This window comes from Rhizobium sp. BK418 (assembly GCF_004341105.1).
Lineage (GTDB): Bacteria > Pseudomonadota > Alphaproteobacteria > Rhizobiales > Rhizobiaceae > Rhizobium.
The window spans coordinates 686,798-706,135 of the sequence record NZ_SLZK01000002.1 but is presented as its reverse complement, the minus strand read 5'-3'; the positions used below and the strand labels follow the sequence as shown (position 1 = coordinate 706,135).

Annotated in this window: 20 protein-coding genes and 1 tRNA gene; 16 read left to right on the top strand and 5 right to left on the bottom strand. The window is 59.3% G+C overall.

Annotated features, from left to right (window positions below; genetic code table 11):
* Positions 1 to 13 precede the first annotated feature (13 nt).
* Positions 14 to 148: a 50S ribosomal protein L34 gene (gene rpmH, locus EV281_RS09480; RefSeq protein WP_016552555.1), complete on the bottom strand. Its 135-nt coding sequence runs from the start codon at positions 146 to 148 to the stop codon at positions 14 to 16.
* Between the two features lie 453 nt (positions 149 to 601).
* Here rpmH and EV281_RS09475 point away from each other — a divergent pair, with 453 nt between their 5' ends.
* From EV281_RS09475 to EV281_RS09440, 8 genes are all read left to right on the top strand, one after another.
* Positions 602 to 2,593, top strand: coding sequence for a methyl-accepting chemotaxis protein (locus EV281_RS09475; protein ID WP_132652828.1), 1,992 nt, complete (start codon positions 602 to 604; stop codon positions 2,591 to 2,593).
* A 154-nt stretch (positions 2,594 to 2,747) separates the two neighbouring features.
* Entirely contained in the window at positions 2,748 to 4,268 is a 1,521-nt protein-coding gene (locus EV281_RS09470) for a HAMP domain-containing sensor histidine kinase (protein ID WP_132653225.1), read from the top strand.
* Positions 4,269 to 4,391: 123 nt separating this feature from the next.
* Positions 4,392 to 4,468: transfer RNA gene (locus EV281_RS09465), tRNA-Arg, on the top strand.
* A gap of 174 nt (positions 4,469 to 4,642) precedes the next feature.
* Positions 4,643 to 4,957, top strand: coding sequence for a hypothetical protein (locus EV281_RS09460; RefSeq protein WP_132652827.1), 315 nt, complete (start codon positions 4,643 to 4,645; stop codon positions 4,955 to 4,957).
* Positions 4,958 to 5,157: 200 nt separating this feature from the next.
* Positions 5,158 to 5,529 carry a cell surface protein gene (locus EV281_RS09455; RefSeq protein ID WP_132652826.1) on the top strand — a complete coding sequence of 124 codons (372 nt, stop codon included), beginning with the start codon at positions 5,158 to 5,160 and terminating at the stop codon, positions 5,527 to 5,529.
* A gap of 154 nt (positions 5,530 to 5,683) precedes the next feature.
* Positions 5,684 to 5,959: a hypothetical protein gene (locus tag EV281_RS09450; RefSeq protein WP_132652825.1), complete on the top strand. Its 276-nt coding sequence runs from the start codon at positions 5,684 to 5,686 to the stop codon at positions 5,957 to 5,959.
* A 311-nt stretch (positions 5,960 to 6,270) separates the two neighbouring features.
* Positions 6,271 to 6,936, top strand: a complete 666-nt coding sequence (locus tag EV281_RS09445) for a methyltransferase domain-containing protein (protein WP_132652824.1) — start codon at positions 6,271 to 6,273, stop codon at positions 6,934 to 6,936.
* Positions 6,937 to 6,952: 16 nt separating this feature from the next.
* Positions 6,953 to 7,606: a TetR family transcriptional regulator gene (locus tag EV281_RS09440; protein WP_132653224.1), complete on the top strand. Its 654-nt coding sequence runs from the start codon at positions 6,953 to 6,955 to the stop codon at positions 7,604 to 7,606.
* 11 nt (positions 7,607 to 7,617) lie between these two features.
* Here the strand turns inward: EV281_RS09440 and EV281_RS09435 are convergent, their stop codons facing one another.
* Complete coding sequence (locus tag EV281_RS09435; protein ID WP_132652823.1) at positions 7,618 to 8,547, bottom strand: LysR family transcriptional regulator; 930 nt, start codon at positions 8,545 to 8,547, stop codon at positions 7,618 to 7,620.
* Between the two features lie 132 nt (positions 8,548 to 8,679).
* On the opposite strand from EV281_RS09435, the gene EV281_RS09430 reads away from it, so the two are divergent.
* Positions 8,680 to 9,516, top strand: coding sequence for an oxidoreductase (locus EV281_RS09430; protein ID WP_132653223.1), 837 nt, complete (start codon positions 8,680 to 8,682; stop codon positions 9,514 to 9,516).
* A 26-nt stretch (positions 9,517 to 9,542) separates the two neighbouring features.
* Entirely contained in the window at positions 9,543 to 10,424 is an 882-nt protein-coding gene (locus EV281_RS09425; RefSeq protein WP_132652822.1) for an aldo/keto reductase, read from the top strand.
* Positions 10,425 to 10,458: 34 nt separating this feature from the next.
* On the opposite strand, the gene EV281_RS09420 is transcribed toward EV281_RS09425, so the two are convergent.
* Positions 10,459 to 11,376: a LysR family transcriptional regulator gene (locus EV281_RS09420; RefSeq protein ID WP_132652821.1), complete on the bottom strand. Its 918-nt coding sequence runs from the start codon at positions 11,374 to 11,376 to the stop codon at positions 10,459 to 10,461.
* A gap of 107 nt (positions 11,377 to 11,483) precedes the next feature.
* On the opposite strand from EV281_RS09420, the gene EV281_RS09415 reads away from it, so the two are divergent.
* From EV281_RS09415 to EV281_RS09405, 4 genes are all read left to right on the top strand, one after another.
* Positions 11,484 to 12,107: an SDR family oxidoreductase gene (locus tag EV281_RS09415; RefSeq protein ID WP_245508245.1), complete on the top strand. Its 624-nt coding sequence runs from the start codon at positions 11,484 to 11,486 to the stop codon at positions 12,105 to 12,107.
* A 39-nt stretch (positions 12,108 to 12,146) separates the two neighbouring features.
* Positions 12,147 to 12,362, top strand: a complete 216-nt coding sequence (locus EV281_RS31575; RefSeq protein ID WP_245508244.1) for a hypothetical protein — start codon at positions 12,147 to 12,149, stop codon at positions 12,360 to 12,362.
* A gap of 417 nt (positions 12,363 to 12,779) precedes the next feature.
* Positions 12,780 to 14,030 (top strand): FAD-binding oxidoreductase, encoded by a 1,251-nt coding sequence (locus EV281_RS09410; protein ID WP_132652820.1) that lies wholly within the window; start codon positions 12,780 to 12,782, stop codon positions 14,028 to 14,030.
* Positions 14,031 to 14,115: 85 nt separating this feature from the next.
* Positions 14,116 to 15,153, top strand: coding sequence for a 4-hydroxyproline epimerase (locus EV281_RS09405; RefSeq protein WP_132652819.1), 1,038 nt, complete (start codon positions 14,116 to 14,118; stop codon positions 15,151 to 15,153).
* A 4-nt stretch (positions 15,154 to 15,157) separates the two neighbouring features.
* Here EV281_RS09405 and EV281_RS09400 read toward each other — a convergent pair whose 3' ends face one another.
* Both EV281_RS09400 and EV281_RS09395 read right to left on the bottom strand, forming a co-directional pair.
* Positions 15,158 to 15,634: an RbsD/FucU domain-containing protein gene (locus EV281_RS09400; RefSeq protein ID WP_132652818.1), complete on the bottom strand. Its 477-nt coding sequence runs from the start codon at positions 15,632 to 15,634 to the stop codon at positions 15,158 to 15,160.
* The gene (locus EV281_RS09395) at positions 15,618 to 16,865 is read right to left on the bottom strand and encodes an ROK family transcriptional regulator (protein ID WP_132652817.1); all 1,248 of its coding nucleotides are present in this window, start codon (positions 16,863 to 16,865) and stop codon (positions 15,618 to 15,620) included. Before EV281_RS09395 ends, EV281_RS09400 begins: the two co-directional genes overlap by 17 nt.
* Before the next feature lie 232 nt (positions 16,866 to 17,097).
* Between EV281_RS09395 and EV281_RS09390 the strand changes: the two genes are divergently transcribed.
* Positions 17,098 to 18,117 carry a sugar ABC transporter substrate-binding protein gene (locus tag EV281_RS09390; RefSeq protein ID WP_132652816.1) on the top strand — a complete coding sequence of 340 codons (1,020 nt, stop codon included), beginning with the start codon at positions 17,098 to 17,100 and terminating at the stop codon, positions 18,115 to 18,117.
* Positions 18,118 to 18,272: 155 nt separating this feature from the next.
* Positions 18,273 to 19,337, top strand: coding sequence for an ABC transporter permease (locus EV281_RS09385; RefSeq protein ID WP_132652815.1), 1,065 nt, complete (start codon positions 18,273 to 18,275; stop codon positions 19,335 to 19,337).
* The last annotated feature ends 1 nt before the right edge of the window (position 19,338 follow it).

Sequence of the window (19,338 nt, the reverse complement as noted above, 5' to 3'; positions counted from 1 at the left end):
GGCAATTCCGGCCTTAGGCCGAAAGACGCTTGCGGCCGCGAGCGCGGCGAGCAACGATGACCTTGCGGCCGCCCTTAGTGGCCATACGCGCACGGAAACCGTGGCGGCGCTTGCGAACAAGCTTCGAGGGCTGATAGGTACGCTTCATTTATTTAAACACCGCGGAGTGCGGCCCTTCTTGAATTTGCATAATGCAAGGAGCGTGGTTTTCGAACGGGCGAGGTCACGAAAGACCTTGAATGACCGGACGTGCGGCGGCTTATACGGATGAAGCTTTCCAAAGTCAATTAACGCTGTCGGATTCACTGGATCTCAGCGGCGGAAAGCAAGATTTCGCACTGCGGTATTAACGAATGTGGCGTTTCACGATCTGGTTGTGAATTTCGCCTCCAGCCGTCCGTACGCTTCCAGCCGTCGCTTTTATTCCTTGAAGGTGCTCGATTTTGGACGGGCCAAAACCGTTCATCAGAGTAAATAGGGGTAATTTTCTGTAGCTGTCATCATTAATATTCGAAATACAACATTAACGAATTTACCTGATCTTCTGCCTATCGGCTGGGAATTTTCTTTCCAGGCGTTGTGCAAAGCGAGGGAGCGTTCGTTGAAAATCCGTGGCAAAATCAATCTTCTTGTTTCCGTCATGGGCGGCGTTGCGCTTCTGATTGGTGCTACCGCCCTTTCTGCGATGCACAAATACAATGAAAACCTGACCGCTTACGAACATGCGGCGGCCCGCGCCTATGCTGGCGAGCGCCTCAACCGATTCGTCACCGCTGTCGTCATGGAATCGCGCGGCATCTACGCCGCAAAGACCCTTCAGGAAACGCCGGCCTTCGCCAAGGGCCTGATGGCCGATCTGGATGAGATCGACAAGGTCATCGCCGGCTGGGCGCCGCTGGTGCCCGACAGCCAGAAGGCTTCCTTCGCCAAGCTTGTGGACCGCGCCAGGGAATTCCGCACCTTCCGCACCGAGACGGCTCGCCTCGGCACGCAAGTGGGCCCGCAGGCGGCTAACGAGCAGGGCAACAACGACGCCAACCGCGCCAACCGCAAGGCCTTCCAGGCCGAGATCGATGCCATCGTCAACACCGACAAGGCAGAGTTGACGGCGGTCAACGATGAGATCGAGGATTTCCGCAGCTGGATCCTGATGCTGGTGCTCAGCATCACCGGTATCGGCATCGCAGCCGGCGTCGGCATGGGCTTCTATATCGGCACGAGCCACCTGAGCCGGCCGATCAAGAAGGTGACACACGCGATCAAGGAAGTCGCAAACGGCAATTTCCAGGCCGAGGTGCCTTTTGCCGGCCGCAAGGATGAGATTGGCGAAATGGCGGCTGCCGTTGCCGTCTTCAAGGAAAACGGTCTCGTCATCAAGCGCATGAACGCCCAGGAGGCGGCGATGCGCGCCAAGAGCGACGACTTGCAGTCCAGTATGTCCGTCGTCGTTGCCGCCGCTGCTGCCGGTGATTTCAGCCATCGTATCAACAAGGACTATGAGGACGAGAGCCTCAATCAGTTCGCCGGCAACATCAACACGCTGCTGTCGAGCGTCGATTCCGGTATCAACGAAACCCGCCGTGTTATCGCAAGCCTTGCCGAAGGTGATCTTACGCAGACCATGCGTGGCCAGTTCCAGGGCGCCTTCGCCGAACTGCAGAAAAACGTCAACAACACGCTGGCAACGCTGCAGACGACCATGCGCGAAGTGCGCGAGACGACGGAAGCGATCAACGGCAACACCAACGAGCTGAGGAATGCCAGCGACGATCTCTCCAAGCGCACGGAACAGCAGGCTGCGGCACTCGAGGAGACTTCCGCCGCTCTCGACGAGATCACTGCCGTCGTGCAGAACTCTACCGAACGTGCCCAGGAAGCGACCGTCATGGTTTCGGAGGCAAAGGAAAACGCTGGGCGCTCCGGCGTCGTCGTGCGCAACGCAGTCGATGCCATGGGCCGTATCGAGCAGGCATCCCGTGAGATCAGCCAGATCATCAACGTCATCGATGAAATCGCCTTCCAGACCAATCTGCTTGCCTTGAATGCCGGCGTCGAGGCTGCCCGCGCGGGTGAGGCCGGCAAGGGCTTTGCCGTTGTCGCGCAGGAAGTGCGCGAGCTTGCCCAGCGCTCGGCCACCGCAGCCAAGGATATCAAGGCGCTCATCACCAAATCTGGCGATGAGGTGCAGATTGGCGTCAAGCTCGTCCAGGCAACGGGTGAGGCATTGTCCGAAATCGGCACCCGGGTTATCGCCATCAACGATCATATCCATTCGATCGCGACTGCGGCGAAGGAACAGTCGACCGGCCTCAAGGAAGTCAACACAGCCGTCAACCAGATGGACCAGGTCACGCAGCAGAATGCAGCGATGGTGGAAGAGACCTCGGCCGCGACGCATAAGTTGTCGGCCGAAGCCGATGGCCTCGTGCGCCTCATCTCTCGCTTCAAGGTTTCGAACGAAGCACCGGTCGCGGTTGTCCGTCAGGACCATTATCAGCCGATCGCCTCTCCTGCCCGCCGCACAATTGGCCGTGTCACGCGTGCGTTCAGTGGCAATGCGGCTGTTGCGGAGCAGAACTGGGAAGAGTTCTGATCCCGGTCCCGAAAAGGATTCGGAGCGCCGCCTGCGGGCGGCGTTTTCATTTGTGATGATTGCCGCTCCTCGCAAAGATTTGAAAGCGGAGCATTCTCGTCTATTATAAGAGCTCATTCTGATGAGCGGCCATTCGCCGCACGGACAGGACGAGATGCCGGTTCAAGACCAGGGCGAAATTTCCACAACGGAAAACACGGCTGCGGGTGAGGCTGTAAAAGGCCCGTATCTGAGTGCCGGCAAATTCGGCGGCCTTTCGGGCAAGCTGCTCTGGCTTACCGTGGTCTTCATCATGCTGGCGGAAATTCTGATCTTCTTCCCCTCGATTGCGAGCATGCGCGTCCGCTGGCTCGAAGATCGGCTGAATACGGCCGCAGCAGCTGCCATCGTTATCGACGGGCTGCAGCCGGTAGAGCTGCCGCGCGCGCTGCAGAAGGAGACGCTGGAAGCAACAGGCACCAAGGCGATCGTGCTGCGCAAGGAAGGAACCTCCCGCCTGCTTGCCATGAGCGAAATGCCGACCTCGGTCGACGAATCCTACGACCTCAGTGACATTCCGCCATTGACCGCGATGCGCGATGCGTTGGACACGATGATCTTCGGCGGCAATCGCATGATCCGCGTCTACGGTGCGGTGGGCGAGACCGATACCGGCGTAGAGGTGGTCATGAAGGACAAGCCGCTGCGCAAGGCCATGTTCGCCTACGCCCGCAATGTTCTGCTTCTCTCTATCCTGATCTCGTTCTTCACCGCGACGCTGATCTTCTTCGCCATCAACCGCATTCTCATCCGACCGATCCGCAAGCTGACGGGCAGCATGCAGCAGTTCGCCTCCGATCCTGAAAATCCCCAGCACGTCTATGTCGGCGATGGCGGGCGCGATGAACTGGCCGTTGCCGGCCGCAATTTGACGTCCATGCAGCTCGAACTGCAGAAGACGCTGAAGCAGCAGAAAAACCTCGCCGCCCTCGGCCTGGCGGTCTCTAAAATCAATCATGACATGCGCAATATCCTGGCATCAGCCCAGCTGATGTCCGACCGCCTCGTCGATGTCGACGATCCCATGGTGAAGAGCTTTGCACCAAAACTCTTGCGCACCATTGATCGCGCCGTCGGTTACACGACCGAGGTCCTCTCCTATGGCAAGGCAACCGAATCGGCGCCGCGCCGCCGCCGCGTCCGCCTTTACGAACTTGTGCAGGAGGTGAAGGATATCCTCGCGATCGACCCGCAGAGCGGCGTCGAATTCGTCGAGCAGATGGGGCCGGATCTGGAAGTGGATGGCGATAGCGAGCAGCTGTTCCGCATCATCCACAATCTCTGCCGCAACGCCCTGCAGGCGCTGACTTCACCGGGCGAAGAGCGAACCGGGGGCGTCAGACGCATCACCGTCGCCGCTCAGCGCGTCGGCAGCGTCGTCAGCATCACCGTGGACGATACAGGCCCCGGCATGCCGCTGAAGGCTCGGCAAAACCTGTTTGCCGCCTTCCGTGGCTCGGCACGCTCGGGCGGCACGGGCCTCGGCCTCACCATCGCCCGGGAGCTGGTGCTGGCGCATGGCGGGACCATAGCCCTTGTGGAAAAGCCGTCGGTCGGCACGCAGTTCCGCATCGAAATTCCGGATCGCCCGGTTTCGCTGGAAGATTACCGCAGCCGGTCGCACGCCGAAAAGTGATGCGATTTCCGCAAATGTGCTTTGCGGAATCAAAGTCGCGATTTTTTTCGAATTGCTATTGCATTGCCCGAAAAGACCCTTTAGAGAACCGCCCACGCAAGCGGCACGGCCGCTTCTGCAAGCGCACCCGTAGCTCAGCTGGATAGAGCACCAGACTACGAATCTGGGGGTCAGGAGTTCGAATCTCTTCGGGTGCGCCATTCTTTTCCTGAAATAATATAACTCATTGTCCGCAGCGTCCGCGGTTATCTTCCGGCTTTACCGTGAAGTCTGCGAGCAAGTTTTCCATCGGATCCTCCTGCCTAGTTTCGCGCAATCTTCGGTGTCTATCTGCGGAAGCGATGGATGTGTCAGGCGAGCGGCCGGAGGATTGCATGAAGAGCGGATTTTTTGGTGCGGTAGGCCTCATCGCGATGATGGTCGCCCTAGCCGGCTGCATTGACCGTGCCAATGCGCCGGTGCTTGTACCGGTTGCTTCCCCCGTCAATCCGCCTGACATCGCACATGGCCTCTGCGTGTCCGATGCCAACGCGATGTATGACGAGTCCAACAGGCAGTACGACCTGCGTGCGCAGATGACCGGCCACCGCGATCCCGCAGAACGGGAATCGAATGCAAGCGGTGCCGCCCATCGGCAATATGTCTCCTGTATCGCAAGCCAGGGTTACCGTCCTTTGTACGCGAATTGAGAACAGTGAATTCAAACATCCGATGAATTGTCGCGGGCCTCTGCTCTCACTGCTTTGAAAGATTACATTTTTTGATTTTTTTGGCTTCGAGTCACGCCGGATCGCCTGCAATCACGAGTGTAGGAAGTCGCGTGTGACGTTGGAACTTCGCGCGCGCAGAACGCATTTTTCATACGTAAATCCAGTAAGGAGGGTTTATCATGAAAATGCTTAATCTAGCCCCATCCGCCGTTGCGCTCAGCGCTCTTCTCGCCCTCTCGTCTACCGTTCCTGCGCTGGCGGCGCCTGTTCAACAGACCCAAACCCCGGTCCCGTCGAACATGGAAATGGTGCAATATAAACAACATGCCGGTTATTGGCATGGCTATCGCGGCTTCCGCACGGAACGCCCCGGTACCCGTCGTCACTCTGATGGTTATTGGTATCCCCTCGCTGCGTTCGGGGTTGAATCCGGTACCACGGGCTCTATTGGCCGCCAGCCCTCGAACAGTCCCGAACCCAAAACGATGTGCAACCGTACGTTTGGTGGATCGATCGGTCCCGGCAGCATGCCGTGTGATAACGGCTACTGAGCCGGCAAATAAAAGGCAGCGAAAAGCCGCCTTTTATTTGTGCGCAACCGAATGTCACGTATTCGTGATCTCTGTTGCAGCGCAGTGGAATGTGACAAATCCGCTTCCTAGCTCCTTGGCGTAAATTCCAACCATCCTCCCAAGGAGACAAGAAATGACCAACGTAATGAAGAATGGGCTCGTGGCCGTGGCCTTCGGCGCAATCATCAGCGTTTCGGCTTTTGCACCTGCGAATGCAGCTCCCGCTCAGCATCAGCAGGTCGTAAAGCAGCAGAAGAGCACCAACGCTCGCCAGGAGCCCCGCGCGACCGGTTCGGTCAATGGCGCATCCAGCAGCTCCGTACCTTACCAGTACAGCCCAAAGAAGCCGCTCAACATGGATTGCAGCCTCCGCTTCAACCCGACCAGCAGCTCGGGCTGCAACTACTAAAAGCAATTTAATGGCATAAGACGGGGGAAGGGGATTGATGTCCCTGCCGCGAAAAGAGGGCAGCCTTCGTGGCTGCCTTTTCCGTTCCAGACATGTTTTCGGTTGCACTGGAGCCGGTGGCGCGGAAGTGCCGTCTAATGGACATCGCATGTCTTGAGGTCTTTCGCCGTTCGAATCACTCGGTACGAAAATACGGGGAATGGCGACGAGAAAGACGTGTGCAAAGACGACGGATTGACGTGCCTGCCTTGGAATTGCCATGCTGCGGGAGATCGTCGTAGTCGGCCACGTTTCAGACAGGTGGGATAATCATGATCGCAAAGAGTGCATGCTCCGATTTCCTGCATTTTTTCCGCTCCTGGCTGAACAACCCGCTGAGGGTTGCCGCGATTGCGCCATCCGGCGACTCGCTCGCCCGGATCATGACCAGCGAGATTGCTGCGCTGGATGGCCCGATCATCGAGCTTGGTCCCGGCACCGGCGTCTTCACCCGCGCGCTGCTTGCGCGGGGCATTAGTGAGAGCGACCTGACACTCATCGAATACGGCCCTGAATTCATCGAGTCGCTTCGGAAGCGTTTCCCCGATGCGCGCGTTCTGCAGATGGATGCCGCCCATCTGGCACAGGCCGAAATTTTCGAAGGCGAACCCGTCGGCGCCGTCATCAGCGGCCTTCCGCTGCTGTCCATGTCGCCGCGCAAGATCGCCTCGATCCTGGCAGGCGCGTTTGTCTATATGCGGGCCGGCGGTGCTTTCTATCAGTTTACCTATGGGCCCCGCTGTCCCGTCCCACGCCCGATCCTTGATCGCCTCGGCCTGAAGGCGACGCGCATCGGCGGCACGGTCCGCAACCTGCCGCCAGCCTCCGTCTATCGGATTTCGCGTCGCAAGCCGCTTGAGCTGTCGCGCGATCGCTTCAAATATCGCACCAGCGAAGCGGATATGGAGATCGCCGTTTTCTCCGATGGGGATGACTGAATGACACCTGATGGAAGTGACTGAGAAGAAACAGCCCGAGCCCGTGGAGGGCAGGCGTGAGCGCAAGCGGCGCCAGACCCGCGAGCGCATCGAGCAGGCTGCGATGGGCCTCTTTCTGGAACGTGGTTTCGATGCGACAACGATTGAGGAGATCACGGAAGCCGCTGACGTCTCAAAGCGCAGTTTCTTTGATTATTTCCCGTCAAAGGAGGAGGTCGTCTTCGCCTGGCAGGATGCTTTTGCCGATCGCCTGATGGCGGCGATTGCCGCCCGCCCGGCCAGCGAATCTCCCGTCAAGGCCGTCGAGGAAGCCCTTATCGCCACGGCGATTGCGTCGGCTGGCGACGAGCGCACCCTAGCACTCGGCGAACTGATTCACTGTACGCCTACCCTTAAGGCCCGCGACCAGCTCAAATATGCCAAGCTGGAGCAGAAGCTGACCGGGGCGCTGATTGTCCGCGAGGTTAGTGGCCCGGACGCGGGGATGCGCATGCGCCTGCTTTCGACAATCGTCATAGGCGCGCTGCGCGTCGGTAGTGAGCTTTGGCAGGAGCGGATCGCCGGCGGCTCGAAGGAAGGCGTCTCGATGGAAGCCTTCGCACGCGAAATCTTTGGTGAACTCTGGAAGATGCTGGCCGAATTCGGCGAAGAGGCGAAGGCCGGTCTCTAGTAATTCATTGTCTAGACGATCACGCTTTCAGTCGCTGGCGGCGCCTCGGAGCGATGCCGTTTCAGGAAGTCGATAAGCGCGCGCAGCTTTGCCGGCACCCGCCGCCGATCCGGATAATAGAGCGTCAGGCCCGAGAGCGGTGGGCTCCAATCGGATAGGATCCGCACCAATCTGCCGTCTTCGAGGAACCGTTCGATATAGCCGTTGATCATGTAGGAAATGCCGATCCCGTCTAGTGCCGCTTGCGTCAATGCTGCGGAATCGTTGAGGATCAGCCGCGGATGGAGCGTAATATCGATGCGCTCACCATCCTTCTCGAATTCCCAGCGTTCGACCTGGCCGCTCGTGACGAAACGGAAGCCGATGCAATCGTGATGCAGCAGGTCGCGTGGGTGTTTCGGCATGCCACGCCGGCCGAGATATTCCGGCGAGGCGATGACATGGGCGGTGATCTGCGGACCGATCGGAATGGCGACCATGTCTTTGGCCACCGTCTCGCCGAAGCGGATACCGGCATCGAAACCTTCGGCGACGATGTCGCTCATCGAGGCTTCCATCTTCACCTCGACCTGAATATCGGGATAGGCCTCCAGGAAATCGCGAAGCAGCGGCTGGATGGCGATCATATAGCCTGCGCGCAGCACATTGAGCCGCAGAAGACCGGCCGGCCGGCCGACATCTGCGTCCAGGTCCTTGCTGGCGGCCGCAAGCTCACCCAAGGCGGGGAGAATCCGCTCCAGATAGCGATTGCCGGCTTCCGTCAAGCTCACGCTTCGGGTGGTCCGATTGAACAGCGGCAACCGCAGCCGGCTCTCCAGTTTGCTGATCGTCTGGCTGATGGCCGACGGCGACACTCCCAGCCTGACGGCGGCGGCTGAGAAGCTCTTTTCCTCGGCCACGACGACAAAGGTCACCATGCCGTCAAGCATGTCCTGACGCATACTCATCTCCGTTTTCAAGTCCCAGATTAATAAGTTTCTCTAAAAAGGCCATCGCCGTTTAATGAGGTTATCGAAATTATCGGATGAGCCTATCTTCCCGCGACCAGCCAACCCGACGGAGTGAAGATTTTGATATCCAAATCCAAAATCCTTTTTATCACAGGCGTTTCCACCGGTTTCGGCCGTGCCCTTGCGGAAGCCGCCCTTGCCGAAGGCCACAAGGTGGTCGGGACCTTGCGCAATGAAGAAGCCCGAAAGCAATTTGAAGCGCTGAAACCCGGTTTTGCCTTCGGCAAGCTTCTCGATGTCACCGATACCGCCTCTATCGCCCCTGCTGTCGCGGAGATCGAAAGCAAGGTCGGTCCGATCGACGTACTCGTCAACAATGCCGGCTATGGCCATGAGGGTCTCGTCGAGGAATCGACGATGGAAGATCTGCGCCGCCAGTTCGAAGTCAATGTTTTCGGCCCGGTGGCTGTCATTCAGGCGGTGCTGCCCTATATGCGCAAGCGCCGCAGCGGCCATATCCTCAATGTCACCTCGATGGGCGGGATCATCACCATGCCGGGCATCGCTTTCTATCATGGCAGCAAGTTTGCCCTCGAGGGCATTTCCGAAAGCCTCGGCAAGGAGATCAAAAGCTTCGGCATCCATGTGACGGCCGTCGAGCCCGGCGGCTTTCGGACCGATTGGGCCGGCCGCTCGATGGTGCGTGCTGAGCGCTCGATCGCTGATTATGACCAGGTCTTCGAGCCGCTGCGCCAGCGCCGCCTCCAACGCAACGGCAATCAGCCCGGCGATCCGAAAAAGGCAGCGGCTGCAATGCTTAAGCTCATTGCATCCGACAATCCGCCAGCCCATCTCCTGCTTGGGCGCGACGCGATCAACCTCGTTCGCGAGAAGCTTGGGTCTCTCAAGGCCGAATTCGACGCCTGGGAGCAGGTTTCCAGCTCCACCGATTTTGAGTGATTTTATTGACCAAGAGAGGAAAGACGATGAGCGATTACAATGCAGCGAAATCCGGTAGCTTCAAGATCGGTGGCGATATGGAGGTCAACCGCCTCGGCTTCGGCGCCATGCGCATTACCGGCGACGGGATCTGGGGCAATCCAGCCGATCACGATGAATCGATCCGCACGCTGAAGCGTTTGCCGGAACTCGGCATCAACTTCATCGATACGGCCGATTCCTATGGTCCGGACGTTTCCGAATGGCTGATCAAGGAAGCGCTTCACCCCTACAAGAAAGGTCTCGTGGTCGCCACCAAGGGCGGCCTGACGCGCCATGGACCGAATATCTGGCTGCCGCTCGGCCGTCCGGAATATCTGATCCAGCAGGTGCATAAGAGCCTGCGCAACCTCGGTGTCGATCAGATCGATCTCTGGCAGCTGCACCGTATCGACCCGAAGGTCCCGGCCAAGGAGCAGTTCGACACGATCAAGTCGCTGCTCGATTCAGGCCTCATCCGCCATGCGGGCCTCAGCGAAGTCTCGGTCGCGGATATCGAAGCTGCCTCCAAGGTCTTCAAGGTCGCCACGGTCCAGAACCGTTACAACCTCGTCGACCGCACCAGCGAAGATGTGCTCGATTATTGTGCCAAGAATAATATCGGCTTCATCCCATGGTATCCGCTGGCCGCCGGCGATCTCGCCAAGCCCGGCTCGTTGCTCGATACGATCGCCAGGAAGCACAATGCGGCGCCAAGCCAGATCGCACTCGATTGGGTGCTGAAGCGGAGCCCCGTCATGCTGCCGATCCCCGGCACCTCCAAGGTCAAGCATCTGGAAGAAAACGTCGCGGCCGTCGACATCACGCTGTCCGATGAGGAGTTCACCGCCCTTGACGCCGAAGGCAAGAAGCTCTTCAAGGCCGCTTGATAAGGTCTAGACCGACCACGAAGCGGCCGCGGTTTCAGCCGCGGCCGTTTTCGTTTCGGGCTCGCGTCATCTCGCGTGCCACGTCCAGAAACGCACGCAGCGTCGGCGGTACATGCCGGTGGCCGGAATAATAGAGGCAGATGCCGGGGAAGGGCGGCGTCCAGTCTTCGAGTACGGTGATCAGCCTGCCTGCGGCAACATCGGCCTCCACATTCTGTCGCGTCATATAAGCAAGCCCCGCGCCGCCGACGGCTGCTTCCAGCATCAGGTCCATGCTCTGCAGCGTCATCGGCCCCTTCACATCAAGGCGGATTTCCTGGCCGTGCCGCTCGAACTCCCAGCGGTAGACCGCGCCGCTCGGCAGCCGCAGACGCAGACAGGCATGATGGAGAAGATCGCTCGGCGTCTGCGGCTTTCCGCGCCTATCAAAATAGGAGGGAGCGCCGACGACGAAGAAGCGCTCCTCCGCTTTCAGCGGCACAGCGATCATGTCCTGCGGCACGGTTTCGATCAGCCGGATGCCGACATCGAAACTGTCGGCGACGATATCGACCATGCGCCCGTCGCTGACGATATCGACATGCACGTCCGGAAAACGCCTGGCGTATTCCAGCACGATCGGCATGAGGATCCGTCGCGCTCCGCCTTCCGACGTATTGATGCGCAGCGTTCCGGCCGGCGTGGCGCGCGCCTGTGTCGCCGCTTCCATCGCCGCCGAGATATCCTTCAGCGCAGGACCGATCTTGCCGAGAAACTGTTCGCCAGCCTCGGTCAGCGAAACGCTGCGGGTCGTGCGGTTGAACAGCCTGACGCCAATCCGGCTTTCCAATGCCGCCACCGCATGGCTGAGCGCCGAAGTCGACATGCCGAGCTCGCTCGCAGCTGCGCGGAAGTTCTTCGCGGCCGCAACAGCGACGACTGCATTGAGCTCAACCAGACCGGTCTTTTGCATTGTCCTAAATCCTGCAATGGGTCATCCGCAAATATGCGGATTATAAGGACAATAGGTCGAACCTATCTAGCCCTCCGGGATCAATCTCAAAACCCATGAGGCAGATTATGAAAAAGACAGTTCTCATCACCGGCGCGTCCTCCGGCATTGGCAAGGCGGCAAGCCGGCTCTTCCACGCCAATGGCTGGAATGTCATTGCCACTATGCGCAGCCCGGAAAAAGAAACCGAGCTGACGGAGCTCGCCGGTGTCCTGGTGAGCAGGCTCGACGTTCAGGACCGCGGCAGCATCGACACCGCCGTCGAGGCCGGCATCGAAAAGTTCGAGCGCATTGATGTGCTCGTTAACAACGCCGGTTATGGCCAGAACGGCATTTTCGAAGCGACGTCGCGCGAAAAGATCCAGCAGCAGTTCGACGTCAATGTCTTCGGTGTTATGGATGTGACAAGGGCGATCCTGCCGCATTTCCGGGCAAACAAGGCTGGCCTCGTCATCAATGTCAGCTCGGGCGCTGGTCTTTTCACCTTGCCGACGCTGTCGATCTATTGTGCCTCCAAATTCGCACTCGAAGGCTTCACCGAGGCCCTGTCTTATGAGCTGCTGGCCCTTGGCATTGGCGTGAAGTCGGTGATCCCGCATGGCGGCGTCGCGGAGACCAGTTTCCGGGAGCGCGCCGGCGCCGATTTCGCCATCGATCCCGCGGGCCTGCCAGATTATAACGAATTCCTGTAGCGCGCTCAGCGCGCCTTTGCAGCCATGGTTGCTGCAAAGATGATGACCTCTTCTGATGTCGCCAAGGTGGTCTACGAAGCCGCGACAGATGGCAAGGACCAGCTGCGTTACCTTGTCGGCGATGATGCGCGTGGATTCGTGAAAGCGCGCCGCGACATGGACGATCAAGCTCTATGTGGATTTTATGCGGGCACAATTTGCGGAATAGTTTTGATCATTTGGTCAAAGATGCTGCAAAATGAGGCGGAGGCCTGACACTTTTGAGGCAAGCATTGCGTTCAATGCATTGCTGCATTGCGGTAATTTCGCTATTCTCCATCAAATGAATTGGGTATTAATAATGACGAAGGCAGCGCACTCCTCCTCCCAGCGCTCCCTTCATCGGACTGACAACACTCCTCCTCCCAGTTGTCAGTCAGGATCAAGAGCCCGACGCACCTCCTCCCGCGTCGGGCTCTTTTCTTTTCTGGATCGAATCTCTCCTTAAGCCTTCGCTCCCTCTGTGGGCGTGACAGGGATGCCATGATCGGCGGGTGCGGCGTTTCGCGCAAAGCCTTCATGGCCGCGGGGCATATCGCGCCCAAGAAGCGCATTTAAAAAATCATAGGCATCCGCTTCGTTGTGATATATCACATCTCGAACGGCAATCGACTGCCGTGCGGTGGACAAGACATGGCGAATGAAACAAATAAGACGGTGGCCGTTGTCGGCGCCGGTGTGGTCGGCGCTTCGATTGCTTTCGAGCTGCAGCGGCGTGGCTTTCAGGTCACTTTAATCGACAAGGGCGAGCCAGGCAGGGGAACTTCCTTTGGCAATATGGCGAGCATCGCGCTCGATTTCGCAGCCGGCTCCGGCCCCTCGACCTGGAAGAAGCTGCCGCGCTGGTTGATCGATCCGGAAGGTCCGGTCTGGCTGCGGCCGTCCTACGCGCCAAAAATCCTGCCCTGGTTCCTGCGCTTCCTCGCCGCCGGCCGTCCCGCACGCCTGAGGGAAATCGAGGATGCGGGTATGAGTCTCTCCAAGATCGCCCTCGGCGATATCAGTGCCATGCTCGATGCCATCGGTGCACGGGACCTGATGACCGAGGAAGGCTGCCTGGCAATCTACGAGACCGAGGCCGAATTCGATGCAGACCGCGGCCACCTCGAGCTGATGCGCCGCTATGGCATGGAATTCGAAGTGCTGAGCAATGGCGCGATCCAATATTACGAGCCGACGCTGTCGCCGAAAATCGCCAAGGCGGTGCTGCTGCCGGACAACAAGTCGATCCGTGATCCCTATAAGCTGGTCGTGAAGCTCGCCGATGCGGCGAAGGCTGCCGGTGCCGGTTTTGTTTCCGGCCAGGTAAAGGGCGTGGAGCGTAAGAATGACGGCAAGACCTCTGTCCTTCTCGAAGGCGGCAACCGCATCGAAGCAGATAAGGTGGTCCTGGCCGCCGGGGTCCATACCCGTTTCCTCGCTGAGACCCTCGGCGAGCCTATCCCGCTCGAAACCGAGCGCGGTTATCATACGCAGATCATGCAGCCCGGTATTTCCATGCGCTATTCGGTGATTTGGCCGCATCGCGCCTTCATGGTGACACCGACCGCAGGCGGTATCCGCGTCGGCGGCAACGTCGAGCTTGCCGGCCTGACGGCCGCACCTGATTTCCGGCGCCCGCGTGTGCTCGTGCGCCACGCGCAGCGCATCCTGCCAGACCTCAAGGTTCAGGACACCAGCGAATGGATGGGCCACCGTCCGGCACTGCCGGATACGATCCCGATCATCTCGCCCTCTTCGAAAATATCAGGCGTCTTCTATGCCACCGGCCACGGCCATCTGGGTCTTACCTATTCGGCAACGACAGCGCGGTTGATCGCGGATATGGTGATGGGCGTCCAAACGCCTGTCGATATTAAGCCGTTCCGTATCGACAGGTATTGAGAGCAGTCATGTCGGCACCTGTCGACGACCGGAAAATCGCGGCGATGGCGGCATCCCGCTTCATGTCTGACCTGGAGTTCGAAAGATGAGATGGAAGCGTACGATCCAGCTTCTGGATGTTCATGCTGAAGGTGAAATCGGCAAGGTCGCAATCGGCGGCGTGCCGAAGATCCCAGGCGAGACGGTCGCCGCCCAGCTTCACTGGCTGAACACCGATCCCAAGGGCCAGGAGCTCCGTCGTTTCCTCTGCCTCGAGCCGCGCGGCGCGCCGATCGGTTCGGTCAACCTGCTCCTGCCGCCGAAACATCCGGATGCAGACGCTGCCTTCATCATCCTGCAGCCCGATCAGGCGCATGCGAGCTCCGGCTCGAATTCGATCTGTGTCACGACCGCTCTCCTGGAATCCGGCATCGTCGAGATGAAGGAGCCGGAGACCATCGTTACGCTGGAAACCGCAGCCGGCTTGGTCAAGGCGACTGCGACTTGCCGCGACGGTCGATGCGAGAAGGTCAAGCTCACCATGGTGCCGTCCTTCGTTCACGAGTTGGATGTCGAGATTGACACGCCGCACTGGGGAAAGATCAAGACCGACATCTGCTACGGCGGCATTTTCTATGCGCTTGTAGACGTCGCTCAGGTCAATTTGACGATCGAGAAGGCCAACGCCGCAGCCCTGGTGCAGGCCGGCATGATCCTGAAGGAGCTCATCAACCGCCATATGCCTGTCGTTCATCCGGAAATCCCGGCAATCTCCGGTGTGGCCTATGTCATGTTCCGCGATATCGAGTCGGATGGCACCGTGCGCACCTGCACGACCATGTGGCCGGGGCGCGCCGACCGTTCGCCGTGCGGCACCGGTAACTCGGCGAACCTTGCAACGCTTTACGCACGCGGAAAGGCAAAGGTTGGCGACGTCTTCAAGTCGAAGTCGATCATCGGCTCGGAATTCGAGGTCGGCCTGCAGGCGCTGACGGAAGTCGCCGGTAAGCCGGCTGTCATCCCGACGATATCAGGCCGCGGTTTCACCTTCGGCCTGTCTCAGGTCGCGCTCGACCCCTTCGACCCGCATCCCCTCGGTTTTGCCCTGACGGATGTCTGGGGACCATCGGCGGGCGAAATCTGACAATTCAGTAAACGAAGGGATCAACTTCAGCCTTGGCTGGTTCGTCAGCGGCCGAAGGATAGATCACGCCCTTCCGCAGGATGATATTGGCATAGAGCCGCGGCTCGCTGGTCTGGATAACGGCGTGCGCCGCGCGCACCCGGACGTAAAAATCCTGCCCCACGAGTGGAATGACCTCTCGCTCCGGTTCGTATCTGGCGCAGCAGGCAATCATTTCCTCATGCACCGGATCGAGCTTGTCACGCTCGGCTTTCACGGTTGAGCGGAAGATCGCCTCGTCCACAAAATCGTCGATCGGCAGTATGCTGAGCACAGCATCGAGAACTGGAATGAGATGGTGCCCGTCGAGCCGAATCAGCCGCCGTGCATGTTCGATGCCCGGATAGTTGCCGTCGACGATGGCAATCTCGTCGCCATGGCCCATGCCGCGCAACGTCGCCAGCAGTTCGGGGCTCAGCAGCGGGTCAAGCCCTTTCAGCATTGTCGATCTCCTTGAAAAGTACATTCTGGTCGGTGAGATAACGCGCGAAGATCGGCAGGCTTGCGCCTCCGATGGCACGCGCCTGAGCACCAACCACGCCTTCGACGATATCCGGCATGACGACGCCCTGCAGGTCGAGCTTTTCGGCCTCATAGATCGTCGCCTGCACGATACGCCGGCGAACCCAGTCGGGAAAACCGCCATCGATGACGGCAGCGCTGAAGTCGATGATCGAGGCGGCCGCCACGATTGCCTGCGCCAGAGCTTTAGCCGTATCCTGGATCCAGGCCTCCATCGGTTCGCCGAAATCCACCCAATCGTCGGCCGAATACCAGAGCGGTTGCGGGTCTATGCCGCGCTCACGCAGCATGTTTTCCAAGACGAAGATCGATGCGATCTCCAGAAGCTGCAGCGTTTCGCCATTCTTGCCGCGCACCGGCAGTGGACCGATCGCGCCCGCCGTGCCGGTCTTGCCGGAAAAGATCGATGAATTCAGCACGATCCCACCGCCAATAAAAGAGCCGATGAAGAAATAGACGAAATCCGGATAGGAGGGGCCGATGCCGAACACCAGTTCGGCGCCGCAGGCGCTGGTGGCGTCGTTCTGCAGGAAGACCTGATAGGAAACTTGTTCAGCGATTTCGGCCTGGAGATCGAAGTCACGCCAGACCTCCATGGCCCCCGCAGGCGCCCCCACTTCGTCTGCCCAGTTCCAGAGCTCGAAAGGTGCTGCGATACCAAGTCCGGCGATGCGGCCGCGCTCGCGCTCGTCGAGCTTTCCTTCCAGTTCCTTGATCCCCTGGGTGACAAAGGACAGGATCTCGTGGGGCAGGGGATAGGCATAGATCCTGTGCAACTGAAGCCGGATCTTGCCGACGAAATCCATCAGCACCAGGTCGGCGCTTCGCCGGCCGATCTTCACGCCGAAGGAATAGACGGCATCCGGATTGAGCCGCATCGGAATGGATGGCTGGCCGACGCGGCCGCGGATCGGTTCGCCGCGCGACAGCAGGCCTTCCTTCTCGAGCGCCCGCATGATGACGGAAACGGTCTGGGCCGAAAGCCCGCTGCGGCGCGCAATATCGGCCTTCGATAATGCGCCGTAGAGACGCACCAGCGACAGCACGAGCCGTTCGTTATAGGCGCGCACCCTGATCTGGTTCGCACCTCCCGATGGATTCAGAATTGGTGGCGGAACCGGCATGGAATCCGGACCTTCCAAGGACGACATTGGCCACTCCTCCCGTTTAACGGCCTATGCCCTAATTTCGATCAGCATGCCATATCGAATTAATAATTCAATTGGATTTATTTATTGACAAGCCGTTTTCTTTCGCTCTTAATTGGCATCGTCAAGGCACGGGATGGCTTTGGGAGGGGCTAACGTCGCATCCTGAAAGTCTCGCCGTGCACGAATTCCGGTGCCGCCTGGGGGCGGGCCGGCCAATCTCTGGGAGGAGTTCATGAAGAAATCAGTTCTCGCTTTCGGCGCGCTCGCACTCGGCGTCGCCTTTTCCGCTCCGGCAATGGCGGCAAATGTTTCCGCTTGCCTGATCACCAAGACGGACACCAATCCCTTCTTCGTCAAGATGAAGGAAGGTGCGACCGCCAAGGCAAAGGAACTCGGCGTTTCGCTGAAGTCCTATGCCGGCAAGATCGACGGTGACAGCGAAAGCCAGGTCGCAGCGATCGAAAGCTGCATTGCCGACGGCGCAAAGGGCATCCTGCTCACCGCTTCCGACACCAAGGGCATCGTCCCGTCGGTCAAGAAGGCTCGCGATGCCGGTCTGCTGGTCATTGCGCTCGACACGCCACTTGAGCCGGCCGATGCCGCCGACGCCACCTTCGCCACCGACAACCTGCTCGCCGGCAAGCTGATCGGCCAGTGGGCCAAGGAAACGCTGGGCGACAAGGCCAAGGACGCAAAGGTTGGCTTCCTCGACCTGACGCCGTCGCAGCCGACGGTCGACGTCCTGCGTGACCAGGGCTTCATGATGGGCTTCGGTATCGACCCGAAGAATCCGAACAAGATCGGCGATGAAGATGACAAGCGCATCGTCGGCCATGACGTAACGAACGGCAATGAGGAAGGCGGCCGCAAGGCTATGGAAAACCTTCTGCAGAAGGATCCTGGCATCAACGTCATCCACACGATCAACGAACCGGCCGCTGTCGGCGCCTATCAGGCACTGAAGGCCGTCGGTATGGAAAAGAACGTGCTGATCGTATCGGTCGACGGCGGTTGCCCGGGTGTCAAGTCGGTCAAGGAAGGCGTGATCGGTGCCACCTCACAGCAATATCCGCTGCTGATGGCGTCGCTCGGTATCGAAGCGATCAAGAAGTTCGCCGATAGCGGTGAAAAGCCGAAGCCGACCGAAGGCAAGTCCTTCTTCGACACCGGCGTTTCGCTCGTTACCGACAAGCCAGTCTCGGGCCTCAAGTCGATCGACACCAAGGAAGGCACGGCCAAGTGCTGGGGCTGAGCCCTGCCTGATTGACAGTAGAAAGGCCGGGGCTTGATCCCCGGCCGTTTTGGGCGGACGATACGCCGTCGCCCGACAAACCGGCTAAGCAAGACCGGAAACATATCGGCGGCGGCTTCCGCGTGGGTTCGGCGCGCGGATGCGAAGGAGGAACAATGACCGGAGCACAGGAATTTGAACGCGTCCTCGACGACAGCGACAAGAGCGTCGCCTCGTTTGAGCACGAGAGTATCTCGCTGATCAAGCGCGCGCAGCATTTTCTGCATTCGACGCCGGCCGCCGTGCCGCTGATCGTGCTGGTGCTTGCGATCGTGATCTTCGGAATAGCGATCGGCGGACGTTTCTTCTCGTCCTACACGCTGACGCTCATCCTGCAACAGATCGCCATCGTCGGTATTCTCGGCGCGGCCCAGACGCTGGTGATCCTGACCGCCGGTATTGACCTTTCGATCGGCGTCATCATGGTCATCTCGGCCGTCATTATGGGCAATGTCGCCATCACCTACGGCATACCGACACCGATCGCGGTTGTCGCCGGCCTCATTGTGGGTGGTGCCTGCGGATTGCTGAACGGGTTCCTCGTCGCCTTCATGAAGTTGCCGCCGTTCATCGTGACGCTCGGCACCTGGAATATCGTCATGGCGACGAATTTCATCTATTCCGCCAATGAGACGATCCGCGACACCGATGTCGACGAACAGGCGCCGCTGCTTCATCTCTTCGCCGCAAGTTTCAAAGTCGGCAGCGCAGTCCTGACCCTTGGCGTTATCGCCATGGTACTGCTCGTCCTGCTGCTTTGGTATGTCCTCAATCACACGGCCTGGGGTCGGCACGTTTATGCGGTTGGCGATGATCCTGAAGCGGCCAAGCTTTCGGGTATCCAAGCCAAGAAGGTATTGCTGACCGTCTACACGATATCGGGCGTCATCGCCGCCTTCGCCGCCTGGGTTTCCATCGGCCGCAACGGTTCGATCTCGCCGTCTTCGGCCGTCACCGATTACAATCTCCAGGCCATCACCGCGACTGTGATCGGCGGAATCTCACTCTTCGGCGGCCGCGGCTCCATTCTCGGCACGCTTTTCGGTGCCATGATCGTCGGCGTCGTGTCGATGGGGCTCAACATGCTCGGCGCCGACCCGCAATGGAAAGTCCTGCTGACTGGCGTGCTGATCATTGCCGCCGTCGCTATCGATCAGTGGATCAGAAAGGTTTCGGTATAAT

Excerpts from the sequence above, each read along its gene's own strand:
- rpmH (WP_016552555.1), bottom strand. The coding sequence starts at position 148 with ATGAAGCGTACCTATCAGCCCTCGAAGCTTGTTCGCAAGCGCCGCCAC.
- EV281_RS09470 (WP_132653225.1), top strand. The coding sequence starts at position 2,748 with ATGCCGGTTCAAGACCAGGGCGAAATTTCCACAACGGAAAACACGGCT.
- EV281_RS09460 (WP_132652827.1), top strand. The coding sequence starts at position 4,643 with ATGAAGAGCGGATTTTTTGGTGCGGTAGGCCTCATCGCGATGATGGTC.
- EV281_RS09455 (WP_132652826.1), top strand. The coding sequence starts at position 5,158 with ATGAAAATGCTTAATCTAGCCCCATCCGCCGTTGCGCTCAGCGCTCTT.
- EV281_RS09450 (WP_132652825.1), top strand. The coding sequence starts at position 5,684 with ATGACCAACGTAATGAAGAATGGGCTCGTGGCCGTGGCCTTCGGCGCA.
- EV281_RS09445 (WP_132652824.1), top strand. The coding sequence starts at position 6,271 with ATGATCGCAAAGAGTGCATGCTCCGATTTCCTGCATTTTTTCCGCTCC.
- EV281_RS09435 (WP_132652823.1), bottom strand. The coding sequence starts at position 8,547 with ATGCGTCAGGACATGCTTGACGGCATGGTGACCTTTGTCGTCGTGGCC.
- EV281_RS09425 (WP_132652822.1), top strand. The coding sequence starts at position 9,543 with ATGAGCGATTACAATGCAGCGAAATCCGGTAGCTTCAAGATCGGTGGC.
- EV281_RS09420 (WP_132652821.1), bottom strand. The coding sequence starts at position 11,376 with ATGCAAAAGACCGGTCTGGTTGAGCTCAATGCAGTCGTCGCTGTTGCG.
- EV281_RS09415 (WP_245508245.1), top strand. The coding sequence starts at position 11,484 with ATGAAAAAGACAGTTCTCATCACCGGCGCGTCCTCCGGCATTGGCAAG.
- EV281_RS31575 (WP_245508244.1), top strand. The coding sequence starts at position 12,147 with ATGATGACCTCTTCTGATGTCGCCAAGGTGGTCTACGAAGCCGCGACA.
- EV281_RS09410 (WP_132652820.1), top strand. The coding sequence starts at position 12,780 with ATGGCGAATGAAACAAATAAGACGGTGGCCGTTGTCGGCGCCGGTGTG.
- EV281_RS09405 (WP_132652819.1), top strand. The coding sequence starts at position 14,116 with ATGAGATGGAAGCGTACGATCCAGCTTCTGGATGTTCATGCTGAAGGT.
- EV281_RS09400 (WP_132652818.1), bottom strand. The coding sequence starts at position 15,634 with ATGCTGAAAGGGCTTGACCCGCTGCTGAGCCCCGAACTGCTGGCGACG.
- EV281_RS09395 (WP_132652817.1), bottom strand. The coding sequence starts at position 16,865 with ATGTCGTCCTTGGAAGGTCCGGATTCCATGCCGGTTCCGCCACCAATT.
- EV281_RS09390 (WP_132652816.1), top strand. The coding sequence starts at position 17,098 with ATGAAGAAATCAGTTCTCGCTTTCGGCGCGCTCGCACTCGGCGTCGCC.
- EV281_RS09385 (WP_132652815.1), top strand. The coding sequence starts at position 18,273 with ATGACCGGAGCACAGGAATTTGAACGCGTCCTCGACGACAGCGACAAG.